We start from the raw sequence: 19,863 nt of genomic DNA, 5'->3' as shown, positions 1-19,863 counted from the left end.
TCATTAGCACTTGCATCGCAAGAAGGTAGTTTCAAATGTCCAACAGTATGGGTATTGCCAGCGTCTTCGTCCTGTCTTCCCTGTTGTTGTCGCCCCTGGCCATGGCTGAAGAATCCAAGGCTTTCGTCACCCGTAATGCTGAGTTCGCCGCAGTCCACCAAGAGGCCCGCGAAGCCGTAGCCGCACAGCAGGTAGACACTGCAAAAGACGCTAACCAGACAGCTTCCAAGGTCTCTGTCGATGCCAATGCCGACAGCTGATCAAGTGCTGTCGCTGCTCCCGTTTTCCCTTGGCTACGCCATGGGCACTACCAGTGCCGATATGTTAGCCTTTTAAAGCCGCTGCCGATCAGCGGCTTTTTTTATGTGCTTCAACTATCAGCCAAGCTGTAACGTTCACCTATAAAAAAGACGCACATTCGAAAATAAAAACTGCCCCACCGCCAGACCCAAGGAGCTAGTACCGGTGCCTTCCGCGTTTCGTTTTACCCCGCTGTTCATTGCGTTGACTGCAACGATCCCTTTCGCCGCCCAGGCAGATGAAGACAAGGCTGATGGCTTCATCGAAGGCTCGTCCTTCAACCTGCATTTCCGTAATGCCTACTTCAACCGCGACAACCACAACGCCGGCGTGCGCGACACCCGCGAGTGGGGCCAAGGTGCGGTTGCACGTTTCGAGTCGGGCTACACCCCGGGTGTGGTCGGCTTTGGCCTGGACGCCCATGCCATGCTGGGCCTGAAGCTCGACGGGGGCGGCGGCCATGCTGGCACCAGCATCCTGCCGACCCACCAGAAGAACGAAGACGAACTGGGTGCTGCCCCGCACTCCTTCTCCACCGCCGGTGCCGCAGTCAAGCTCAAGGCGTTCGACACCGAGCTGAAAGCCGGTGACCTGTTCCTCACCAACCCGGTGATCGCTGGCGGCGAAACCCGCATGCTGCCGCAGACCTTCCGTGGTGTAAGCCTGACCAACACCAGCATCGACGGCCTGCTGCTCGAAGGCGGCCAAGTGAGCTTCACCAAGCCGTACAACCAGAGCGGCCACCGCCGCATCGACACCTACTACGGTTCGCTGGGCGAGCATGACAAAAGCAAGCACCTGAACTGGGCCGGCGCGTCGTGGAGCGGTACCCCGAACATCACCGCCAACCTGTATGCGGCCGAGCTGAAGGACATCTGGAACCAGTACTACGCCGATTTCGACTACACCTATGTGGTCAACGACCTGGTCAGCCTGAACCCGGGCGTGCACTTCTATCACACCCAGGACACCGGCCAGGCCCTGCTGGGCAAAATCGACAACAACACCTATAGCGTGCATTTCACCGTCAACGCCGGGTTCCACAGCGTCACGGCCGCCTATCAGCGGGTCAATGGCAACACGCCGTTCGACTACATCAACCTGGGCGACAGCGTCTACCTGGACAACTCGCGCATGTACTCGGACTTCAACGCACCGAACGAGCGCTCGTGGAAGCTGCAGTACAACTATGACTTCGCTGGTGTGGGCATTCCTGGCCTGACCACGGTGCTGTCGTACTCGCGTGGTGAAGCCGACCTGACCAAGGCCACCCAGGACACTACCCACTACGACTACTACCGTGCCGATGGCAAGAACGCCATGCACTGGGAGCGCGACCTGGACGTGAAGTACGTGTTCCAGGAGGGTGACCTGAAGGACCTGTCGGTGCTGGTGCGCTATGCCACCCACCGCGGCAGCCAGGGTTATGCGTCGATCGACAGCAACAGCGACAACGATGAACTGCGAGTGATCGTGGATTACCCGTTGAACGTGTTCTGATCCAGACCCGGGTGCGAGGGCTTCGCCCTCGTTTCGCCGGCAAGCCAGCTCCCACCTTGACCGCATTGACCTCAAGCCTTGTGCGGTACTTGTGGGAACTGGCTTGCCGGCGATGGGCTGCGCAGCAGCCTCTGCGCGATTCCGTCGGACAAATCTTGTCCGACAATCCCCGCTTCCCTAGAATGTCGCCGCCGCGAATGGCCCTGCCCACGCAGTAGCGAGCATGACCACCCGATTACCGCGTTTCGCACACTACAGGTCGCACCCCGAGCTGATCCTCAATCTGGGCAGTTGCCTTGCCGTGCTCGCCATCGTGGCCATCGTCAGCTACCTGCTGGCGCGGGAGCGCGACAATATCGAGCTGTCGGCGATCCGCTCGTCCAACAATATTGTCCAGCTGATCGAAAGCGACATCCTGCGCAACGTCGAACTCTACGACCAGTCGCTGCAGGGCCTGATCTGGGCGGTCGGGCGCAAGGAGCTGCCGGAAATACCCGGCCCGGTGCGCCAACGCCTGCTATTCAATGAAGCCTTCGTCGACCGCAAGCGCGGTGACGTGCTGTGGCTGGACAAGCAAGGCAACGTTGTGGGCGATTCCACCAGTAGCGTGCCACGCAAGGCCAACTTCAGCGGTACAGGGGTATTCCAGGCCCATCTGCACAACGCCAACCTCGGCCTGCTGGTCGGCCCGCCGTTCAAGGCCAGGCTCGGCGACCTGGACTGGTGCATCAGTTTCAGCCGACGCATTTCCGGGCCCAATGGCGAGTTCGTCGGCCTGGCCGCGGGGGCACTGCGCCTATCGTACTTCAGTGACCTGTTTCAGCGCCTGGACATCGGCGACGATAGCAGCATCAACCTGGTCAACACAGACGGCCAACTGTTAGCCCGCCAGCCCAGCCGCGCGCAAGACCCGGCGATTGGCAGCAATTATGCCGAACGGCCCAATTTCAAACGCATTCTCAGCGAGCAGAACGGCAGCTTTACCGCACGCTCCAGCCGCAACGGCACCCCGCGCATGTACACCTTTGCCCGGGTCGCTCAGTTGCCGCTGATCGTGCTGGTCGTGCGTTCGGCCGATGAAGTTTTCGAGTCGTGGCGCCGCACTGCGATCGTGGTCGGCGTCGCCACAGGGGTACTGTGTGTGGGTATCCTCTGGCTGACCCTGCTGCTGGGCCGCGAGTTGCGCCGCCGGCAAGAGGCCGAACAGGGTCTGGCCAACCTGGCCGCCACCGACAGCCTGACCGGCTTGCCCAACCGCCGCCACCTGGACCAGGTACTTCGTCAGGAATGGGCCCGCGCCCAGCGCAATCGCAAGTCATTGGCAGTGCTGATGGTGGATGTGGACCACTTCAAGGCATTCAACCAGCGCCACGGCCACGCCGGTGGCGACCATGCCTTGCGCGAAGTGGCCAGGACCATCGAGGCGTGCATCCGGCGCCCGGCCGATCTGGCGGCGCGCTATGGCGGTGAAGAATTCCAAGTGGTGTTGCCGGAAACTGACCTGGCCGGTGCGCAACTGCTGGCGGAGCGCATCCGGGCCAGCGTCGAGGCACTGGCACCGTTTGCCGACGATGCCCACTCTGTCACGGTGAGCATCGGCATTGGCCTGTCAGGCACCCAGCACGACCTGGCGAGGGTGCTGGGTGCTGCGGACGAAGCGCTCTACCGAGCCAAGGCCAAGGGCCGCAACCGGGTAGAGGGGCCTGCGGACTAGCTGCGGGCGCGCGCGGCGTTGCGCAAGGCCCTGACCTGATCATGGTTACGCTGCACACCTTGCAGCTGTTTTTCCACCAAGGTGTAGGTCTGGTCGCTGGCGGTGCGGCCCAGCTTGACCAGTTTCTCGCGAGCTTCCTTGTAGGCCTTGAGGGCATGGTCCTCGCCCCGCTCCACCTCGTTCAGCACCGCTTCCTCATCCTTGCCGGTGACCATCGCCTTGAGGTTTACCCAACCCCGATGCAGGTCACCGCTGATGCTGGTGGAGGTTTCCGGGTCGCCCCCCAGGCGACGCACCTCGCTCTGCAGTTCGCCGGCCGCATTGGCGCACTCACCGGCACGCTGAACGAAGAACGCTTTAAGTTCGGGGTTCTTCACATCATCGGCAGAGGCCTTGAAACCTTTCTCACCATCCTTGCTGTACTCGATCAGGTCGTTGAGCACGTCGATCACGTCTTTGTTGGGATTGCTCATGGCACAAACTCCTTGGCAGGTGATAGTCATCTGTATGGGAGCAGCGTTCGTGCCAAGCGAGGATTATCTACAAATTCCTTAACAATCAATAAGATAGAAACACAAGGTCTGAGTTTGATCACGGCGTTCTGCATGATTGCCGCTTGGGCCTTCGTGCAGATTGCAGTATGGTCGGCGCTTTTCAACAGCCAGGTGCGCCGATGATGAAGCCGGAAACCCTCGAACTGCTGGTCACCCGCACCATGCCGTTTGGCAAGTACCAGGGACGAATCATTGCCGAGCTGCCAGGGGATTACCTGGCCTGGTTTGCGCGCAAGGGTTTCCCGGCGGGGGAATTGGGTGGCTTGCTGGCGCTGATGCACGAGATCGATCACAACGGGCTGGGCGATCTGCTTGTGCCGTTGCGGCAGAAGCACGGGCGGTGACCTGTTCCGGCCTCTTCGCGGGTGAACCCGCTCCCACAGAGACCGCGCCGGACCTGATACCTGTGCAGTCCTGTGGGAGCGGGTTCACCCGCGAAGAGGCCAGTAAGGCCCGCTAAAATCTCTAACCCTTCACCGGCGCTACCGCCAACTCCACCCGCTCGCTCTTCTTGATCACCGCATACACCACCGCAGTCAGCAGGCTGCCCGCCACGATCGCCAACAAGTACAGCAGCGCATGGTTGATCGCATTGGGTATCAGCAACACGAACAGGCCGCCGTGCGGCGCCATCAGCTTGCAGCCGAAGTACATCGACAATGCCCCGGTCAATGCCCCACCGGCCACGCTGGCCGGGATTACCCGCAGCGGGTCCTTGGCGGCAAACGGGATCGCCCCTTCGGAGATGAAGCACAGCCCCAGCGCCAACGCCGCCTTGCCCGCTTCACGCTCGCTCTGGGCAAACTTGCGTCGGGCCAGGAAGCTGGCGATACCCAGGCCAATCGGCGGCACCATGCCGGCGGCCATGGTCGCCGCCATCGGTGCATAGCTCGACGAGGCCAACAGCCCCACCGAGAAGGCATACGCGGCCTTGTTGATCGGCCCGCCCAGGTCGACGCACATCATGCCGCCCAGCAACAGACCCAACAGGATGGCATTGGTGGTGCCCATGCTGTCGAGAAATTGCGTGAGCCCTTCCAGCATCGCCGCCACTGGCTGGCCAACCACGTAGATCATCACCAGGCCGGTGAACAGGCTGGCCAGCAGCGGGATGATCAGGATCGGCTTCAGTGCCTCCAGGCTGCTGGGCAAGCGCGCCCAGCGGGCAATGGCCTTGGCGCTGTAGCCAGCGAGGAAGCCGGCGACGATACCCCCGATGAAACCGGCGCCCAGAGTGCTGGCCAGCAGGCCGCCGATCATGCCGGGCGCCAGCCCCGGGCGGTCGGCGATGGACCAGGCGATGTAACCCGCCAGCAGCGGCACCATCAACTTGAACGCAGCCTCGCCGCCGATCTGCATCAACGCCGCCGGCAAGGTGCCCGCTTCTTTGTAAGCCTCGATACCGAATACGAACGACAGGGCAATCAGCAGGCCGCCAGCCACCACCATCGGCAGCATGAACGACACGCCGGTGAGCAGGTGCTTGTATACCCCGCTCTTCTCGCCCTTGGCTGGCGTGCTCGCCGCTGCGGCATCGCCGCTGTTTTCCACCTTGGCATCAGCCAGGGCCTTGTCGAGGGTCGCGCGGGCTTGCTTGAGGGCGATACCGGTGCCGCAACGGTAAATGCGCTTGCCAGCGAAACGCGCGGTGGGCACTTCGATGTCGGCGGCCAGCAGCACTACATCCGCTGCAGCGATGGCTTCGGCAGACAAGGGGTTGCGCGCACCGACCGAGCCCTGGGTCTCGACGGTGAGCTCGTAGCCCAGTTGCTGCGCAGCCTGCTGCAAGGCTTCCGCGGCCATGAATGTATGCGCGACGCCAGTCGGGCAAGCCGTGACGGCGACGATGCGTGCGCCAGCGCTGCCAGTTTCAGCCGGAAGGCCTGGCACCGTGGCCAGCAGATGGGCGCTGGAAGCCGCCTCATCGAGGAAGCCTTCGCGGTCGGCCAAAGCCTGGGATGGCGTGCTCTGGTACACGCGCTTGCCGACGAAACGCTCCAGGTCCACCGGGCCGGTGCTGACCACCAGCACCCAGTCGGCCTCGGCGATCTGCGTGGCGCTCAGTTGCCGCTCGGGGTGGCCGGCATCCTGCACTTCGACGCTGGTACTCCAGCCCCGCCGCTGGGCTGCGGCGGACAGCAAGCGCGCGCTCAGCACGCTCGACACCTGGCCGTTGGGGCAGGCAGTGACAATGGCAATGTTCATCGGCAACCCTCTTTTTGTTCTGTCAGTTGCACGGCAGCTTCCAGACGCGCCAGTTGTTCGCGGTCACGAATGCCGAAACCAACCTGGGTAACAGCCTGTGCAGCGATGGCGGTGGCACGGGTCAAGGTCTGCGCCGGGGCTTCGCCCTGCAGCAGGCCGTGGACCATGCCGGCCACCAGCGAATCACCTGCACCCACTGTGCTGGCAACCTGCACCTTGGGCGGGCAAGCATGTACGGCATGGCCGCGGGTGAACCAGCTGACGCCCTGCTCTCCCGCCGACACCACCACGTGTTCGACGCCACTGGCCAGCAGGCGCTCGGCAGCAGCGCGCTGCTGCGCCGGGTTATCCACAGCCAGGCCGAGCACCTCGCCCAACTCTTCGGTATTGGGCTTGACCAGCCAGGGCGAGCTCTGCAGGCCGGCACGCAGGGCTTCACCGCTGCTGTCCAGAGCCACCTTCAGGCCTTGCGTCTTGAGCTGTTCGAGCAACTGTCGGAACCAGTCGGCGCTGATCCCACGCGGCAGGCTACCAGCCACCACCACCGCATCGTGGCCCGGGGCAACCTGCGCCAGGCAGCGCAGCAATGCACTGCGCGCCGCTTCGTCGACTTCCGGGCCTTGGCCGTTGATGTCGGTGACACGGCCATCGGCTTCGACCAGCTTGATATTACTGCGGGTTTCGCCCGGCACGCGGACAAAGCAGTCGACGAAGCCGCGCCAGTCGATCAGCGCCTCGAAAGGCTGCAGGTTGTCACGCCCGAGGAAGCCGCCAACAGTGACGGTGTGGCCCAGGTCGGCCAGTACCTGGGCAACGTTCAGCCCCTTGCCTGCGGCGTGGCTGTGCTGCTCCTGGCTGCGATTGACCTGCCCTGGGCGCAGGGTACCCAGGCCGATGGTGATATCCAGCGCAGGGTTCAGGGTGAGGGTGAGGATCTTGGCCATTCAGTAACGCTCCACCAGCGCGCGAACCGCTGCGGCGCTGTCCTGTTGCAGGGCCTCGCGCGCCAGGGCGCGGGCCGTCTGGTGATCGGCCTGGCGAACCAGGGCCTTGACTTCGGCAATGCTGCGCGCGGCGACGCTGAGTTCGTCCACGTCCAGGCCCAGCAGCACGGGCACAGCCTGCGGGTCGGCCGCCAGCTCGCCGCACACGCCCACCCACTTGCCATGGGCATGGGCGGCGCGCACGGTCATGTCGATCAGGCTGAGCACCGCCGGGTGCAGGCCGTCGGCCTGGGCCGAGAGGCTGGGGTGACCACGGTCGATGGCCAAGGTGTACTGGGTCAGGTCGTTGGTGCCGATGCTGAAAAAGTCCACTTCGCGCGCCAGTTGTGGTGCCAACAGCGCTGCCGAGGGCACTTCGACCATGATACCCAGTTGCAGGTCGGCTACCGGGATCTCGGCGCGCAGGCGCTCGACCATGGCGCGCGCCTCGCGCCATTCATGCACCTGCCCGACCATCGGGAACATGATGCGCAGCGGGCGCTGGTCGGCAGCGCGCAGCAGGGCGCGCAACTGGTCTTCCATCACCTGCGGGCGCTGCAGGGTAAGGCGTACGCCGCGCACACCGAGGAACGGGTTTTCCTCGGCAGCGATCGGCCAGTACGGCAGCGGCTTGTCGCCACCGACATCGAGGGTGCGCACCACCAGCGGGCGCCCGTCGAGGCCATCGAGCACACGACGGTACTCGGCTTCCTGGGTCGCCACGTCCGGGGCCTGGGTGTGGGCCATGAAAATCAACTCGGTGCGCAGCAGGCCAACGCCTTCGGCGCCCTGCTCCACTACCTTGGCGATGCCGTTGCTCTCGCCGATGTTGGCAAACACCTCGACAGCGTGACCATCGCGAGTGACCGCCGGCTCGAAGCGGTTGGCCCAGGCGGCCTGCAAGCGTTGCTCGCGCAGGTCGCGCTCGGCCAGGGCCTTTTGCAGTTCATCCGCCGGCGGCGCCACGCTGACCACGCCACGCTGGCCATCGAGCAGCAACGGCGTGCCGCTGTCCAACAGCAGTATCGACGCCCCCGCGCCCACCACCGCCGGAATGCCCAAGGCACGGGCGACGATGGCACTGTGGGCGGTGGCGCCACCCTGGGCGGTGACGATACCGGCGACGCGGCTCGGGTCCAGCCGGGCGACATCGGACGGGCCGACTTCGGTCATTACCAGCACGTAGGGTTGCTCGGGTTCAGCCTGGGCCTGCACGCCACACAACTGCGCCAGCACGCGGCGGCCGATGTCACGCAGGTCGGCAGCACGTTCGGCGAGCAAGGCATCGTGCAGCGACTCCTGTTGACGCGCCGCCGCCTCGATCACTGCCATCCATGCTGCCGCGGCGCTTTCGCCCTGGCCCAGGCGCTGCTCGACATCATCGCTCAGGGCCGGGTCTGCGAGCATTTCCTGATGGGTGACGAAGATTTCGCCAATGGCCTTGTCGCTGCGCTGGACCAAAGCCTGCAGCTCGCCATTCACGGCCGCCACAGCTTCACGCAGCTTCTGCCGCTCCTGGGCGCAGGACTCACCGCGCAGGGGGTAGTCGAACTCACGCTCGACACACACATGGGCCGGGCCACTGGCAATGCCGGGCGCAGCACCCACGCCGTGGATACGGCTACCGGCCGCGGGCGCTTGCAGCACTTCGGCCGCTGCGCCAGCTACAACCTCAGCACTCTGCGGCAGTGGCTCCACCTCTTCACCCAGGCCTTGTTCGATGGCGGCCAGCAGCACCGGCAAGGCATCGGGGGCGATGCCGGGCTCAGCCACCAGCTCCAGTGTCTGGCCACGTCGGGCGCCGAGACTGAGCAGCTTGCTCAGGCTCTTTACGGACACCGCCGGCTGCGCGCTATCCGCCAGCCGCACACGGATTTCCCCCTCGAAACCTTTGGCCAGTTGCGCCAATACCTTTGCCGGGCGGGCATGCAAACCGTGCGGGTTGGCCAGCACCACGCGCGCACTGGGCCAGTCTGTCGGCGCCTCACCGCCTAGTACCTCCAGCACCGCGCGGCTGCTGGTGGCCTGGTAGAGCATCTGCCCGCGGCCTTCGATCAGCACTTCGCACAGGCGTTCGAGCAAGGCCTGGTGGGCTGCACCGAGGCTGGCCAGGCAGAACAGGCCGTTGAGCGGTTGGTCGCGGTAACGCAGCGGCTGCTGCGGGGTGATGAAGGCCAGCCCCGGCTGGCGCACCTGGCGCTCGCTGTGCAGCCACCACAGGCCCTCGCCCAGCGGCAGCGGTTCGGCCTGCTGCAGGACGGCGGCAAAACCGCTATCGACGCAGTCGGCACGCTGTAACAGACGGGCGCCGCGCCAGGCCAGCTCATCGAAGTCTTCGGCCGGCAGGTTCAGGCCGACCAACTGCGCATCCAGCGCCAGTTCCTGAGGCGCGCCCTGCAACAGCTTCAGCAACGCCTCCGCGGAACCGGCGCGGCGCAGAGCTTCGGCCAGGTCGGTCTCGCCCAGGGCGCGGGTCAGCAGTTGCAACAGGCGCAGGTGCTCATCGGAACGGGCGGCGATGCCGATAGCCAGATAGACCATCTGGCCATCGCCCCAGTCCACGCCCTCGGGAAACTGCAACAGGCGCACGCCGGTGGCGTACACCAGGTCACGGGTCTGCGGCGTGCCATGGGGGATGGCAATGCCCTGCCCAAGGAAGGTAGAGCCTTGTGCCTCTCGGGCCTGCAGCCCTTGCAGGTATCCCTCGGCGACCAGGCCGTCATCGACCAGCCGGTCGGCCAGCAGGCGCAATGCCTCGGCCTTGTCGGCGGCCTTCTGGCCCATGGCTATCTGCTCCTTGGCGAGCTCGAGCATGACCTTCTCCTTTTGCAGTTCCCGGTCGGGTACTGGAGTATTGTTGTGGAATTCACATGAACGGCCAGTTCAACAGCCTTGCACCGATGGCAGCCGAGGCAGAAAATTCAGCAGCTGAAACGATTAATCTGACCAGGCGGCCACGTTACTCGATAATCTGCCGATGAAAAAGCCCCATCCTGTCGGACAATTGCGACAATGGTCGTCTGCGCGTGGCGCCCTCGCCGGGTCAAACTACCCGGTCAGGGCTCACAGCCAGCCCCGGTAATAACAAGGAAAATTCGGTGAAACTCAGCGATATCGCCCGTCTGGCCGGTGTGTCCGTGACCACTGCCAGCTACGTCATCAATGGCAAGGCCGAACAGCAGCGCATCAGCAACAGCACTGTCGAGCGGGTACGCGCGGTGGTCGAGGCCCACGGCTTCACCCCCAACCCGCAGGCCGCTGGCCTGCGCAGCCGGCATACCCGCACTCTGGGCTTCATTCTCCCGGATCTGGAGAACCCCAGCTACGCCCGCATCGCCAAGCAGCTCGAACAAGGTGCCCGCGCCCGTGGCTACCAGTTGCTGATTGCCAGCAGCGACGACCAGCCCGACAGCGAGCGCCAGTTGCAACAGCTGTTCCGCGCCCGCCGTTGCGATGCACTGTTCGTCGCCAGCTGCCTGCCGCCAGAAGACGACAGCTACCGCGAGCTGCAGGACAAAGGCCTGCCGGTAATCGCCATCGACCGCCGCCTGGACCCTGCGCACTTCTGCTCGGTGATCAGTGACGACCGCGACGCCAGCCGCCAGCTGGCCGCCAGCTTGCTGAGCGTCGCCCCGCGCAGCATCGCCTTGATCGGCGCCCGCCCCGAGCTGTCGGTCAGCCAGGCACGTGCCGGTGGCTTCGACGAAGCCCTGCAAGGCTATGCCGGCGAGGTTCGCCGCTATCAGGGCGAAGCGTTCAGCCGAGAGTGCGGCCAGCGCCTGATGCAGCAACTGATCGATGACCTTGGCGGCCTGCCGGATGCCCTGGTGACAACCTCCTACGTGCTGCTGCAAGGGGTGTTCGACACCCTGCAGGCGCGCACTGCCGACTCACGCCAGCTGCAGCTGGGTACCTTTGGCGACAACCAGTTGCTTGACTTCCTGCCGCTGCCAGTCAATGCCATGGCCCAGCAGCATGGCTTGATTGCCGCCACCGCGCTGGAACTGGCACTGGCCGCGATCGAGGACAAACGCTACGAACCTGGCGTGCATGCCGTCGGTCGAACGTTCAAGCAACGCATTACAGCGGCCTGAACATGCGCCTGATCGACACCCACACCCACCTGGACTTCCCCGACTTCGACGCCGACCGCCAACAACTGCTGGCCAACGCGGTGTCGCGCGGGGTGGAGAGGATGGTGGTGCTGGGGGTGTACCAGGCGAATTTCCAGCGGGTGTGGGACCTCGCCTGTGCCGACCAGCGCCTGTTCGCCGCGCTCGGCCTGCACCCGATCTACCTTGACCAGCATCGCCCGGAGCACCTGGCGCAGCTGCGCGAGTGGCTGCAGCGCTTGCACGGCGACCCACGGCTTTGTGCCGTGGGCGAGTTTGGCCTGGATTATTACCTCGAAGACCTGGACAAGGCCCGCCAGCAGAAGCTGTTCGAAGCGCAACTACAGATGGCCTGCGACTTCGAACTGCCCGCACTGCTGCACGTGCGCCGCAGCCATGCCCAGGTGATCGCCACGCTCAAGCGCTACAAGCCGGCGCGGGCGGGGGTGATTCATGCGTTTGCCGGCAGTTACGAAGAGGCCCGCGAGTACATCAAGCTGGGCTTCCGGCTTGGGCTTGGCGGTGCGGGTACCTGGCCGCAGGCCCTACGGCTGCGCAAGACCCTGGCGCGGTTGCCGCTGGACAGCGTGGTGCTGGAGACCGATGCGCCGGACATGGCGCCGGTTATGTTCCCCGGGGTAAGGAACAGCCCGGAGCACCTGCCGGAAATTGCCGGGGTGCTGGCGCAGGTGATGGGGGTGGATGTCGCGGAACTGGCTCAAGCCAGCACCCGCAATGCTTGCGAGTTGTTTGGCTGGTAGCTGAAGTGCTGGCACCTGCGTGGGCCTCTTCGCGGGCTTGCCCGCTCCCACAGGGACCGCGCAAATCTTGAGACCGGCGCAGTACCTGTGGGAGCGGGCAAGCCCGCGAAGAAGCCAGCGTGTCAGTTCAGACAAGCACCGTCCACAGCGCAAACCCGGCATACCACAGCACCGCACAGCGCAGCAGCAGCTCCCACAGGCTGTCCAGCCGTCCCAGCCCGCGCTGGCTGTCTTCTTCTTCGGGAATGTCATCGGCAATGCGCCCGACCCTGGCAACCAGGTGGGCGGCGCTGATGTGCCAGTTGAGCACCTCGTGCAGCATCACCCGGGTAACCGCGAGAAAATTGCCGACCAGGGCGAAACTCAAGGCCAGCACCCGCACCGGCAGCCAGTCCATGATATGCCTGAGCTGCTCGGCACGGGCCTTCAACGTCGGTTGCTTGCTGTGTTCGCCACACAGAGCCAGCAAGCGATAGGCCAGGGCTGCACCCGGGCCCAGCACGAAGTACCAGAAGATCACCGCGAAAAAGCCTTGGTACACCTGCCACAGCAGGTTGCCCTGCACCTGCACCAACAGGCTTTGCGGCTCGTCGGCCGCCAGCCCCAGGTCGCGCTCGGCCACGTGCAGCGCGGCCTGGTCGTCACCGCGCCGCCAGGCATCACGGAACGGCCCCATCGATGCCTTGGCATCGCCGCGGCCCAGGCTGTAGATCAGCACCAGCAGGTGCACCGGCAACGCCAGCAAGCCATACGCCACCGGGTCCAGAACATGCAGCAGCAAAACCAGCAGCGCTACCGGTGCCAACACCAGAATGGCCAGCGTCCACCATGGGTGCACCTTGCCGCTGCGCTCCAGGCGCACCAGTTCGCCGAGGAAGAACCCATCTCGCTGCACCTGATGGCGCAGGGCCGAGAACTTCTCGACCCAAAGCGCCAGCAACAACACCAGAAAACTCATGCCTTGTCCTCGTTTTGCTGCAGCGCCTCTCGGTAGCGCGGCCAGTCGAAGGCCGGGCCGGGGTCGGTCTTGCGCTGCGGGGCAATGTCGCTATGGCCCTGGATGCGGTCCAGCCCGATGGCCGGCCAGGCACCGCGGATGTGCCGGGTAAGTTGCTCCAGCACCGTGTACTGGGCATCGGTATAAGCCAGGTCGTCGGTGCCTTCCAGTTCGATGCCGATGGAGAAATCGTTACAGCCTTCACGCCCGTCGAAGCACGACACCCCGGCGTGCCAGGCACGGTCGAGCAACGACACGAACTGGGTCACCGCACCGTCACGCTCGACGAACAGGTGCGCCGATACGGTCAGGTGGTTGATGCTGGCGAAGTACGAGTGCTCATTGGGGTCCAGGCGGTTCTGGAAGAATTGCTGGACCTTGCCGGTACCGAAGCAGGCCGGCGGCAGGCTGATGTTGTGAATAACCAGCAGGGAAATCGATTCGCCTTCGGGGCGAGCATTGAAGTTCGGCGAGGGGCAGTGGGTGATTCCGATTCCGTGGAACCAGCCAGTGGCACGGTCCAATTGCATGGGGCAGATCCTGAGAGCGCCGTGAACAGGTCAACAGTATGCCCTGCGGCCAACGGCGTTTGCATGTGAATCATTGTAATGCTGTGGGAGCGGGCGTGCCCGCGAACACCGGCGCAGCCGATGCCATCCACCGCGGCGCTTGTTTCGCGGGCACGCCCGCTCCCACAGAGATCGTGCCAGCTTGCAGATAATGCGCAAGACAGTTGTGCCTACCGCCGCAGCCCGTCGAGCACCGCCTCAAGCGCGCGCTCGAACAAAAGCCCGTCATCCAGCACCCGCACCTCACCTCGATGCAGTGCCCGGGCCAGGCTGGCCCCGTTCCATTCGCGTACTTTCATACCGGTGCGGTTGGCGAACACCAGCCGGTCGCTACTGTCGACGCGAGCCACCAGTTTGCAGCGCAGCGGTTCGTCCTCGTCCAGCACTTCGACCCAGGTACCGATACGCAGGCGCTGCACCTGACGCACGGCCACGGCCTGCCCGTCGGCAAACTGCGACGGAGCGCAAGCGGGTTCTTCGGCAATCGCCAGGACGATGTCCTCGGCCACCAGCACTTCGCTCAGGGGCTGGCCCTCAGTGCCGGGCGGCATCGCGGTACCCGCGCAGGCACGCAGGTGCAGCTGTTCCAGTTCCAGGAAGAATTCGCGGGTCGCTGCCGAGTCCAGGGCCACGCTGGCCAGGCCATCGCGCAGTGCCTTGAGCAGGCCCGGTACCTGCTGCAGCAAGGCATGCGGCTCATGCGGCGGAGTGATGCTGGCCAGCAGCGTGTCCATCGTCTGCAAGGCATCCCGCCAGGCCTGGGATGCTTCACCTTGCTTGAGCCAGGCCAGCAGCAGTACCTGGCTCCAGGCTTGCACCAGCATCTGTACCACCACCTGCGGCAATAACCTACCGCGCAGCCGTTGGTTGAGAGCATGCTGCACCTGCTGCCTGGCCTGCAGTGTTCGGGCACGCCCTTCTTCGGCGTCGCGGGTGCGTTGTTCGAGCAGCTCGTTGCGCCGCCGCTCGTCCTGGTTGAAAGCGAGGAAGTCTTCGAGCAGTTCGGCGAACAGGCTGGTATCTTCGGCAAAATCATTGAGAAGGCGCTGGACGATACGCTCCACCCGCAGGTGCAGGCTGTCACGCATACCGTCGCCGCCGCATTCCCAGCCGATTGCCGCGCCAGCGATCTCGTTGAGCAGCCGGCGGGCCGGGTGGCTGGCACGACTGAGCAGCCCCTTGTCCAACAGGGCCACTTTAAGCAGCGGAATGTGCAAACGCCCGATCAGCGCACGCAGGCTGGCCGGCAAGTTGTCGTCGTTCTGGATGAAGACGAACAGCAGGCCAACCAGGTTGATCATGTCCTCGTCGGCAACATCGATACGCCGGCGTGTGCCGCTGCGCACGCTGACCCGCAACAGCAATTGTTCAAGCTGTTGGCCAAGTTCGAAATCGTCGGCCTCGTGGGTAGCGGGCACATAGTGCTGCAAATGCGAAAGCAGGCGCAGCAGGTCGGCGGTGCTGATTGGCTGGGCGGCGGCCACCGCCTGCAAACGAGGCGCGAACTTTCCACGCACCGGGGCCAGCAGTGTTTGCAACGAGGCAAAGAAAGCCTGCCCTGCCGCGTCCGAGCCCACCTCGTGACCCAGGTTCGCCGGCCCACGACCTGCGCTCATGCGCCGGTCTTCGGCACGCCGACGTGGTGCCGACGGCAACTCAGGCAGTACACCGGCGGCGGCCAGCAACTGGTTGGCTTCACCATAGATCACGTCGGCATCGCGCAACACATAGCGCTCGAACAGTTTGAGCAGGACCAGCTTGACCCGCAGGCCAACCCCTAGGTTGCGGCCAGCGTCGAGGAAGTAGCCGCACAGCGCTGCGGGCCCCAGCGGGTTGTGCTGCTCGTGCAGGGGGCGGTCGAGCAGTACCTGCAAGCGCAGGCCCAGTTGCTGCAGGGCAATACCGTCGCGTGACAGCACGCGCGCGACCATGCCTTCTATCGCGCCAGCCCGTTCCACATGGGCCTTGCTGCGCAGGTTACCCGGCTCGACCATGTGCGCCAGCAGGTCAACCTGCCCGATACGGGCAAAGGCATCATAGAACGTGTCGAGAAAACCGCGCTCGATGCTCTTGCGCTTCAGGCGCAGGTCGCGCATGGCCTCGAAGTACAGGTTCTGGTCACCGCGGTCCAAGGCCTTGTCGGCCATCTCGAAGAGGGTGTCGTCAGCATTGTCGAACAAGCCCTGCAGGCCCTGACGCAACTGCAAGGCGGCCTTGTCGCGCACCTGCAGGAGCAATACCGGAAGGCAAGGCAGAGGCGTACGCCCGCCTCGATCGATGGCTGCCGCCAAGGGCACCACCTTGCCTTCTTTTTGCATCCTGTACTCCTTGCAGGGTGTCTCGCCCGAAGGGGCTGAAGATCGTCAAAGTCATGACGCCAAATACTGGTCACCATTATCGGTAAAAATCCACACAGCTGCCAGCGCCGTTTCACTAGCTGGCTAATGACCCTGATTTACCCCTCCTGCTCACACCGGCCGACCAAAGGTCATCGCCGAGGCGACTGTACACACCGGCCCCCTGCCCTATAATCGCCGGCATCTAGCTTGTGGAGCCGACCATGCCGAACCTACGCCTTGCCGACCTGACCGCTGAAATCGAAGCCAATGTGCGCCGTGCGCTGTTGGAGGACATCGGCAGTGGCGATATCACCGCGCAGTTGATCCCGGCCGAGCGCCTGGCCAAGGCGACCATCATTACCCGCGAAGACTGCGTGATCGCCGGCACCGCCTGGGTCGATGCCGTGTTCCGCCAACTCGACCCACGCGTGGCCGTGCACTGGCAGGTGGCCGATGGCGAGCGCGCCACGGCCAACCAGCCACTGTTCCATCTGGAGGGCCCCGCGCGTTCGCTGCTCAGTGGTGAGCGCAGTGCATTGAACTTCCTGCAGATGCTGTCGGGTGTCGCCACTCGTGCGCGCTTCCTTGCCGACCTGGTGGAAGGCACCCAGGTACGCCTGCTGGACACCCGCAAGACCCTGCCGGGCCTGCGCCTGGCGCAGAAGTATGCAGTGACCTGCGGCGGTTGCGACAACCACCGCATCGGCCTGTACGACGCCTTCCTGATCAAGGAAAACCACATCGCAGCCAGCGGCGGCGTGGCCGCGGCCGTGGCGGCGGCGCACCGCATTGCGCCGGGCAAGCCGGTGGAAATCGAAGTGGAAAGCCTGGATGAGCTGCGCCAGGCACTGGCCGCTGGTGCCGACATCATCATGCTCGACGAGCTGACTCTGGAAGAGATGCGCGAAGCAGTGCGCATTACTGCGGGCAAGGCCAAGCTGGAAGCCAGTGGAGGGGTCAACGAGACGACCTTGCGGGTGATTGCCGAGACTGGGGTGGACTACATCTCGATTGGTGCCATGACCAAGGATGTGAAGGCGGTGGACCTGTCGATGCGGTTGAGCCTGTAAGCTGATTGCAGGCATGAAAAAACCGGCCTCAGGGCCGGTTTTTTAATTGGTGGCGCTCTCGGATCAGAACGAAGCGTTGGCCAGCCCATCCAGGTAACGCTCGACATCCAACGCGGCCATGCAGCCGGCACCGGCCGAGGTAATGGCCTGGCGATAAACGTGGTCGGCCACGTCACCGGCGGCGAACACGCCCTCGATGTTGGTGGCGGTGGCATTGCCCTCACGGCCGCCGTTGACCACCAGGTAGCCGTCCTTGAGGGTCAGCTGGCCTTCGAACAGCGAGGTGTTCGGGGTGTGGCCAATGGCGATGAATACGCCGTCGACCTTGATTTCGTCGCTGCTGCCATCGTTGTTCTTCAGGCGCGCACCAGTCACGCCCATGTTGTCACCCAGCACTTCGTCCAGGGTGGCGTTGAGCTTGAGCTCGATCTTCCCTTCGGCCACACGGGCATGCAGCTTGTCGACCAGGATCTTCTCGGCGCGGAAGGTATCGCGACGGTGTACCAGAGTCACCTTGCTGGCGATGTTGGCCAGGTACAGCGCCTCTTCCACGGCAGTGTTGCCGCCACCCACCACGGCGACCGGCTTGTTGCGGTAGAAGAAGCCGTCGCAGGTGGCACAGGCCGAAACACCCTTGCCCATGAAGGTTTCTTCCGACGGCAGGCCCAGGTAGCGGGCGCTGGCGCCAGTGGCGATGATCAACGCGTCACAGGTGTACTTGCCGCTGTCACCCTGCAGGGTGAAGGGTTTGTTGGCCAGGTCGACGGCGTTGATGTGGTCGAAGACGATTTCGGTTTCGAAACGCTCGGCGTGTTCCTGCATGCGCTGCATCAGCGCAGGGCCGGTCAGGCCGTGGGGGTCGCCCGGCCAGTTGTCGACTTCGGTGGTGGTGGTCAGCTGGCCACCGGCCTGCATGCCGGTGATCAGCAGCGGCTTGAGGTTGGCACGGGCGGCATATACCGCAGCGCTGTAACCGGCAGGGCCGGAACCGAGAATGATGACGCGCGAATGACGTACTTCAGACATGTCGAACTCCTGTCGAGCGGGCCGCAGGGCCGGCATCGGTGTACCGGCTGCGCCTGCCTGGAAATTAAAAAGGACCCACGCAGCACTTGGGGAAGGCTACAACGCGCAGGCCCATAAAGCGGAAAGTGAGCGCACTGTAGCGAGGTCGCAAAGATTAAGGAAATATCCTTCGACAATCCACCTCATAGCCATCGTCTATTCAGCGATTTGATCGATAGCCAAGCCCTGCTGCTTTTGTTACAGCCCGTTTCCCGCCCGCTGCCCGCCTTTCGTCGGCGCGGCAAACTCGGTAAGGTCAGCGCGTTTTCCTTCTCTGCGGAGTCTCTCGATGCAAGCCCCTGTACTCTCTGGCCCCCAGTACCTGCGCGAAGGCCTGAAACTGGTGCTGAGCCCCAATCTGCGGTTGTTCGTGCTGCTGCCGCTGGCGGTCAACCTGCTGCTGTTTGGCGGCCTGATCTACTTCGCCGGCCACCAGTTCAGCCTGTGGGTGGACGCCCTGATGCCAAGCTTGCCGAGCTGGCTGAGCTTTCTCACCTACATCCTCTGGCCGCTGTTCGTCGCCCTGGTGGTGCTGATGGTGTTCTTCACCTTCACCCTGGTGGCCAACATCATCGCCGCGCCGTTCAATGGCTTTCTGGCGGAAAAGGTCGAGGTTGTGGTGCGTGGCGAGGACAATTTCCCCGCGTTCAGCTGGGGCGAGCTGGTGGCCATGGTGCCACGTACCTTCGGCCGTGAAATGCGCAAGCTGGGCTACTTCCTGCCGCGGGCCATCGGCCTGTTCATCCTGTCGCTGATCCCGGTGGTCAACGTGGTGGCGGCGCCGCTTTGGCTGATCTTCGGGGTATGGATGATGGCTATCCAGTACATCGACTACCCGGCGGACAACAACAAGATGAGCTGGCAGGACATGCTCGCCTGGCTGCGGCAGAAGCGCTGGCAATCGCTGGGCTTTGGCGGCATCACCTATCTGGCGTTGATGGTGCCGGTGGTGAACGTGCTGATGATGCCGGCGGCGGTGGCCGGGGCTACGTTGTTCTGGGTGCGGGAGCGGAACTGAAGGGGCGAGGGGCTGCAGGGCAGCCCCTTTTTGCGGGCTGCATTTTCAAAAGTCGGAGAAACTGTAGGGCTCGAGGGTGGCAATCTGAGAAAGCAGTATTAGATGCTCCACTGCCTTAACCTTCTCAAGGTTAGCAAGGTCGCTTGAGCCGCCGAACGCCAGGGCTGGAACGAACCCATACATTTCATCATGCTTTAGCATGCCCAGTTTTTTCTTTGCTGGCTCGAACATTCCATCAAAGTCAACAGACGCCTTCTCTTTCCCAAGGAAGAAACCTTGCACTTCACTGTCCATATCCGCCGCCGTCAACTCATATTCACTTCCCTTATATCGTGAAATATGAGCCAAAATCTTTACTGAGAAACCCGTTTGCTCTCCAAAGAGATACAGGTCACCAAATGCACCGCGAGCGATCAGGTGGTATCTATCCCGCCTCTCCAATATTGTGCCTTCGATAAGCGAGGCAGTTACCTCTTCATATTCCTGGGGATTGACAGTCCAAAATATCCCGTCACCATATCCGCACCAACCGTGCTCACTCCAATACTCTAACAATTTGCTCGGCAAGATCCCTCTGTATCGATCCAGACTTGAGGGAGGAACCTCCTGTCGAAAAAACGGCTCACCAACTTGCTCTACAAACAGGGAAAAAATCTCATCCACGGCGAAACCCTCA

At 63.7% G+C, this 19,863-nt stretch carries 17 protein-coding genes; 8 read left to right on the top strand and 9 right to left on the bottom strand.

Going from position 1 to position 19,863, the window contains the following annotated elements:
- Positions 1 to 35: 35 nt before the first annotated feature.
- The 3 genes from QN085_RS04245 (at position 36) to QN085_RS04235 (ending at position 3,514) form a co-directional block, all read left to right on the top strand.
- Positions 36 to 260, top strand: a complete 225-nt coding sequence (locus tag QN085_RS04245; RefSeq protein ID WP_023661166.1) for a hypothetical protein — start codon at positions 36 to 38, stop codon at positions 258 to 260.
- Between the two features lie 205 nt (positions 261 to 465).
- Entirely contained in the window at positions 466 to 1,800 is a 1,335-nt protein-coding gene (locus tag QN085_RS04240) for an OprD family porin (RefSeq protein ID WP_023661165.1), read from the top strand.
- Between the two features lie 223 nt (positions 1,801 to 2,023).
- Positions 2,024 to 3,514: a GGDEF domain-containing protein gene (locus tag QN085_RS04235; protein WP_023661164.1), complete on the top strand. Its 1,491-nt coding sequence runs from the start codon at positions 2,024 to 2,026 to the stop codon at positions 3,512 to 3,514.
- Here the strand turns inward: QN085_RS04235 and QN085_RS04230 are convergent.
- On the bottom strand, positions 3,511 to 3,987 hold the full coding sequence (locus QN085_RS04230) for a ferritin-like domain-containing protein (protein WP_013970965.1): 477 nt from the start codon (positions 3,985 to 3,987) through the stop codon (positions 3,511 to 3,513). The genes QN085_RS04235 and QN085_RS04230 overlap by 4 nt on opposite strands.
- 203 nt (positions 3,988 to 4,190) lie before the next feature.
- Here QN085_RS04230 and QN085_RS04225 point away from each other — a divergent pair, with 203 nt between their 5' ends.
- On the top strand, positions 4,191 to 4,412 hold the full coding sequence (locus QN085_RS04225) for a DUF3820 family protein (RefSeq protein ID WP_031324490.1): 222 nt from the start codon (positions 4,191 to 4,193) through the stop codon (positions 4,410 to 4,412).
- Positions 4,413 to 4,533: 121 nt separating this feature from the next.
- On the opposite strand, the gene QN085_RS04220 is transcribed toward QN085_RS04225, so the two are convergent.
- From QN085_RS04220 to ptsP, 3 genes are read right to left on the bottom strand one after another with little or no spacing between them, the layout of a single operon-like run.
- The gene (locus tag QN085_RS04220) at positions 4,534 to 6,273 is read right to left on the bottom strand and encodes a PTS fructose-like transporter subunit IIB (protein WP_013970963.1); all 1,740 of its coding nucleotides are present in this window, start codon (positions 6,271 to 6,273) and stop codon (positions 4,534 to 4,536) included.
- A complete protein-coding gene (gene pfkB, locus QN085_RS04215; RefSeq protein WP_024086283.1) occupies positions 6,270 to 7,217 on the bottom strand; it encodes a 1-phosphofructokinase in 948 nt (315 codons plus the stop codon). Before pfkB ends, QN085_RS04220 begins: the two co-directional genes overlap by 4 nt.
- Positions 7,218 to 10,070: a phosphoenolpyruvate--protein phosphotransferase gene (ptsP, locus tag QN085_RS04210; protein ID WP_024086282.1), complete on the bottom strand. Its 2,853-nt coding sequence runs from the start codon at positions 10,068 to 10,070 to the stop codon at positions 7,218 to 7,220.
- Positions 10,071 to 10,354: 284 nt separating this feature from the next.
- Between ptsP and cra the strand changes: the two genes are divergently transcribed.
- Positions 10,355 to 11,350 (top strand): catabolite repressor/activator, encoded by a 996-nt coding sequence (gene cra, locus QN085_RS04205; RefSeq protein ID WP_013970960.1) that lies wholly within the window; start codon positions 10,355 to 10,357, stop codon positions 11,348 to 11,350.
- A 2-nt stretch (positions 11,351 to 11,352) separates the two neighbouring features.
- Positions 11,353 to 12,129 (top strand): TatD family hydrolase, encoded by a 777-nt coding sequence (locus tag QN085_RS04200; protein ID WP_013970959.1) that lies wholly within the window; start codon positions 11,353 to 11,355, stop codon positions 12,127 to 12,129.
- A 127-nt stretch (positions 12,130 to 12,256) separates the two neighbouring features.
- On the opposite strand, the gene ampE is transcribed toward QN085_RS04200, so the two are convergent.
- From ampE to QN085_RS04185, 3 genes are all read right to left on the bottom strand, one after another.
- Complete coding sequence (gene ampE, locus QN085_RS04195; RefSeq protein ID WP_013970958.1) at positions 12,257 to 13,087, bottom strand: regulatory signaling modulator protein AmpE; 831 nt, start codon at positions 13,085 to 13,087, stop codon at positions 12,257 to 12,259.
- The gene (gene ampD / locus QN085_RS04190) at positions 13,084 to 13,656 is read right to left on the bottom strand and encodes a 1,6-anhydro-N-acetylmuramyl-L-alanine amidase AmpD (RefSeq protein WP_023662425.1); all 573 of its coding nucleotides are present in this window, start codon (positions 13,654 to 13,656) and stop codon (positions 13,084 to 13,086) included. The genes ampE and ampD overlap by 4 nt, the downstream gene beginning before the upstream one ends.
- Positions 13,657 to 13,865: 209 nt before the next feature.
- The gene (locus QN085_RS04185) at positions 13,866 to 16,013 is read right to left on the bottom strand and encodes a DUF1631 domain-containing protein (protein WP_023662426.1); all 2,148 of its coding nucleotides are present in this window, start codon (positions 16,011 to 16,013) and stop codon (positions 13,866 to 13,868) included.
- A 242-nt stretch (positions 16,014 to 16,255) separates the two neighbouring features.
- Between QN085_RS04185 and nadC the strand changes: the two genes are divergently transcribed.
- The gene (gene nadC / locus QN085_RS04180) at positions 16,256 to 17,104 is read left to right on the top strand and encodes a carboxylating nicotinate-nucleotide diphosphorylase (protein ID WP_004376060.1); all 849 of its coding nucleotides are present in this window, start codon (positions 16,256 to 16,258) and stop codon (positions 17,102 to 17,104) included.
- 63 nt (positions 17,105 to 17,167) lie between these two features.
- Here the strand turns inward: nadC and trxB are convergent, their stop codons facing one another.
- Positions 17,168 to 18,130, bottom strand: coding sequence for a thioredoxin-disulfide reductase (gene trxB, locus QN085_RS04175; protein ID WP_015268972.1), 963 nt, complete (start codon positions 18,128 to 18,130; stop codon positions 17,168 to 17,170).
- 328 nt (positions 18,131 to 18,458) lie between these two features.
- Here trxB and cysZ point away from each other — a divergent pair, with 328 nt between their 5' ends.
- The gene (gene cysZ, locus QN085_RS04170) at positions 18,459 to 19,187 is read left to right on the top strand and encodes a sulfate transporter CysZ (protein WP_004376058.1); all 729 of its coding nucleotides are present in this window, start codon (positions 18,459 to 18,461) and stop codon (positions 19,185 to 19,187) included.
- A gap of 45 nt (positions 19,188 to 19,232) precedes the next feature.
- Here the strand turns inward: cysZ and QN085_RS04165 are convergent, their stop codons facing one another.
- Positions 19,233 to 19,850, bottom strand: coding sequence for a GAD-like domain-containing protein (locus QN085_RS04165; protein ID WP_023662427.1), 618 nt, complete (start codon positions 19,848 to 19,850; stop codon positions 19,233 to 19,235).
- Positions 19,851 to 19,863: the final 13 nt, after the last annotated feature.

Source organism: Pseudomonas sp. M2(2023), from assembly GCF_030263955.1.
GTDB classification, from domain to species: domain Bacteria; phylum Pseudomonadota; class Gammaproteobacteria; order Pseudomonadales; family Pseudomonadaceae; genus Aquipseudomonas; species Aquipseudomonas asiatica.
Note: the sequence above shows the minus strand (reverse complement) of the source record. Positions and strands in the feature narration are given on the sequence as shown.

What these genes read in the sequence shown, in the direction of transcription:
- QN085_RS04245 (WP_023661166.1), top strand. Translation starts at nt 36, where the DNA reads ATGTCCAACAGTATGGGTATTGCCAGCGTCTTCGTCCTGTCTTCCCTG.
- QN085_RS04235 (WP_023661164.1), top strand. Translation starts at nt 2,024, where the DNA reads ATGACCACCCGATTACCGCGTTTCGCACACTACAGGTCGCACCCCGAG.
- QN085_RS04230 (WP_013970965.1), bottom strand. Translation starts at nt 3,987, where the DNA reads ATGAGCAATCCCAACAAAGACGTGATCGACGTGCTCAACGACCTGATC.
- QN085_RS04225 (WP_031324490.1), top strand. Translation starts at nt 4,191, where the DNA reads ATGAAGCCGGAAACCCTCGAACTGCTGGTCACCCGCACCATGCCGTTT.
- QN085_RS04220 (WP_013970963.1), bottom strand. Translation starts at nt 6,273, where the DNA reads ATGAACATTGCCATTGTCACTGCCTGCCCCAACGGCCAGGTGTCGAGC.
- pfkB (WP_024086283.1), bottom strand. Translation starts at nt 7,217, where the DNA reads ATGGCCAAGATCCTCACCCTCACCCTGAACCCTGCGCTGGATATCACC.
- ptsP (WP_024086282.1), bottom strand. Translation starts at nt 10,070, where the DNA reads ATGCTCGAGCTCGCCAAGGAGCAGATAGCCATGGGCCAGAAGGCCGCC.
- QN085_RS04200 (WP_013970959.1), top strand. Translation starts at nt 11,353, where the DNA reads ATGCGCCTGATCGACACCCACACCCACCTGGACTTCCCCGACTTCGAC.
- ampE (WP_013970958.1), bottom strand. Translation starts at nt 13,087, where the DNA reads ATGAGTTTTCTGGTGTTGTTGCTGGCGCTTTGGGTCGAGAAGTTCTCG.
- ampD (WP_023662425.1), bottom strand. Translation starts at nt 13,656, where the DNA reads ATGCAATTGGACCGTGCCACTGGCTGGTTCCACGGAATCGGAATCACC.
- QN085_RS04185 (WP_023662426.1), bottom strand. Translation starts at nt 16,013, where the DNA reads ATGCAAAAAGAAGGCAAGGTGGTGCCCTTGGCGGCAGCCATCGATCGA.
- nadC (WP_004376060.1), top strand. Translation starts at nt 16,256, where the DNA reads ATGCCGAACCTACGCCTTGCCGACCTGACCGCTGAAATCGAAGCCAAT.
- trxB (WP_015268972.1), bottom strand. Translation starts at nt 18,130, where the DNA reads ATGTCTGAAGTACGTCATTCGCGCGTCATCATTCTCGGTTCCGGCCCT.
- cysZ (WP_004376058.1), top strand. Translation starts at nt 18,459, where the DNA reads ATGCAAGCCCCTGTACTCTCTGGCCCCCAGTACCTGCGCGAAGGCCTG.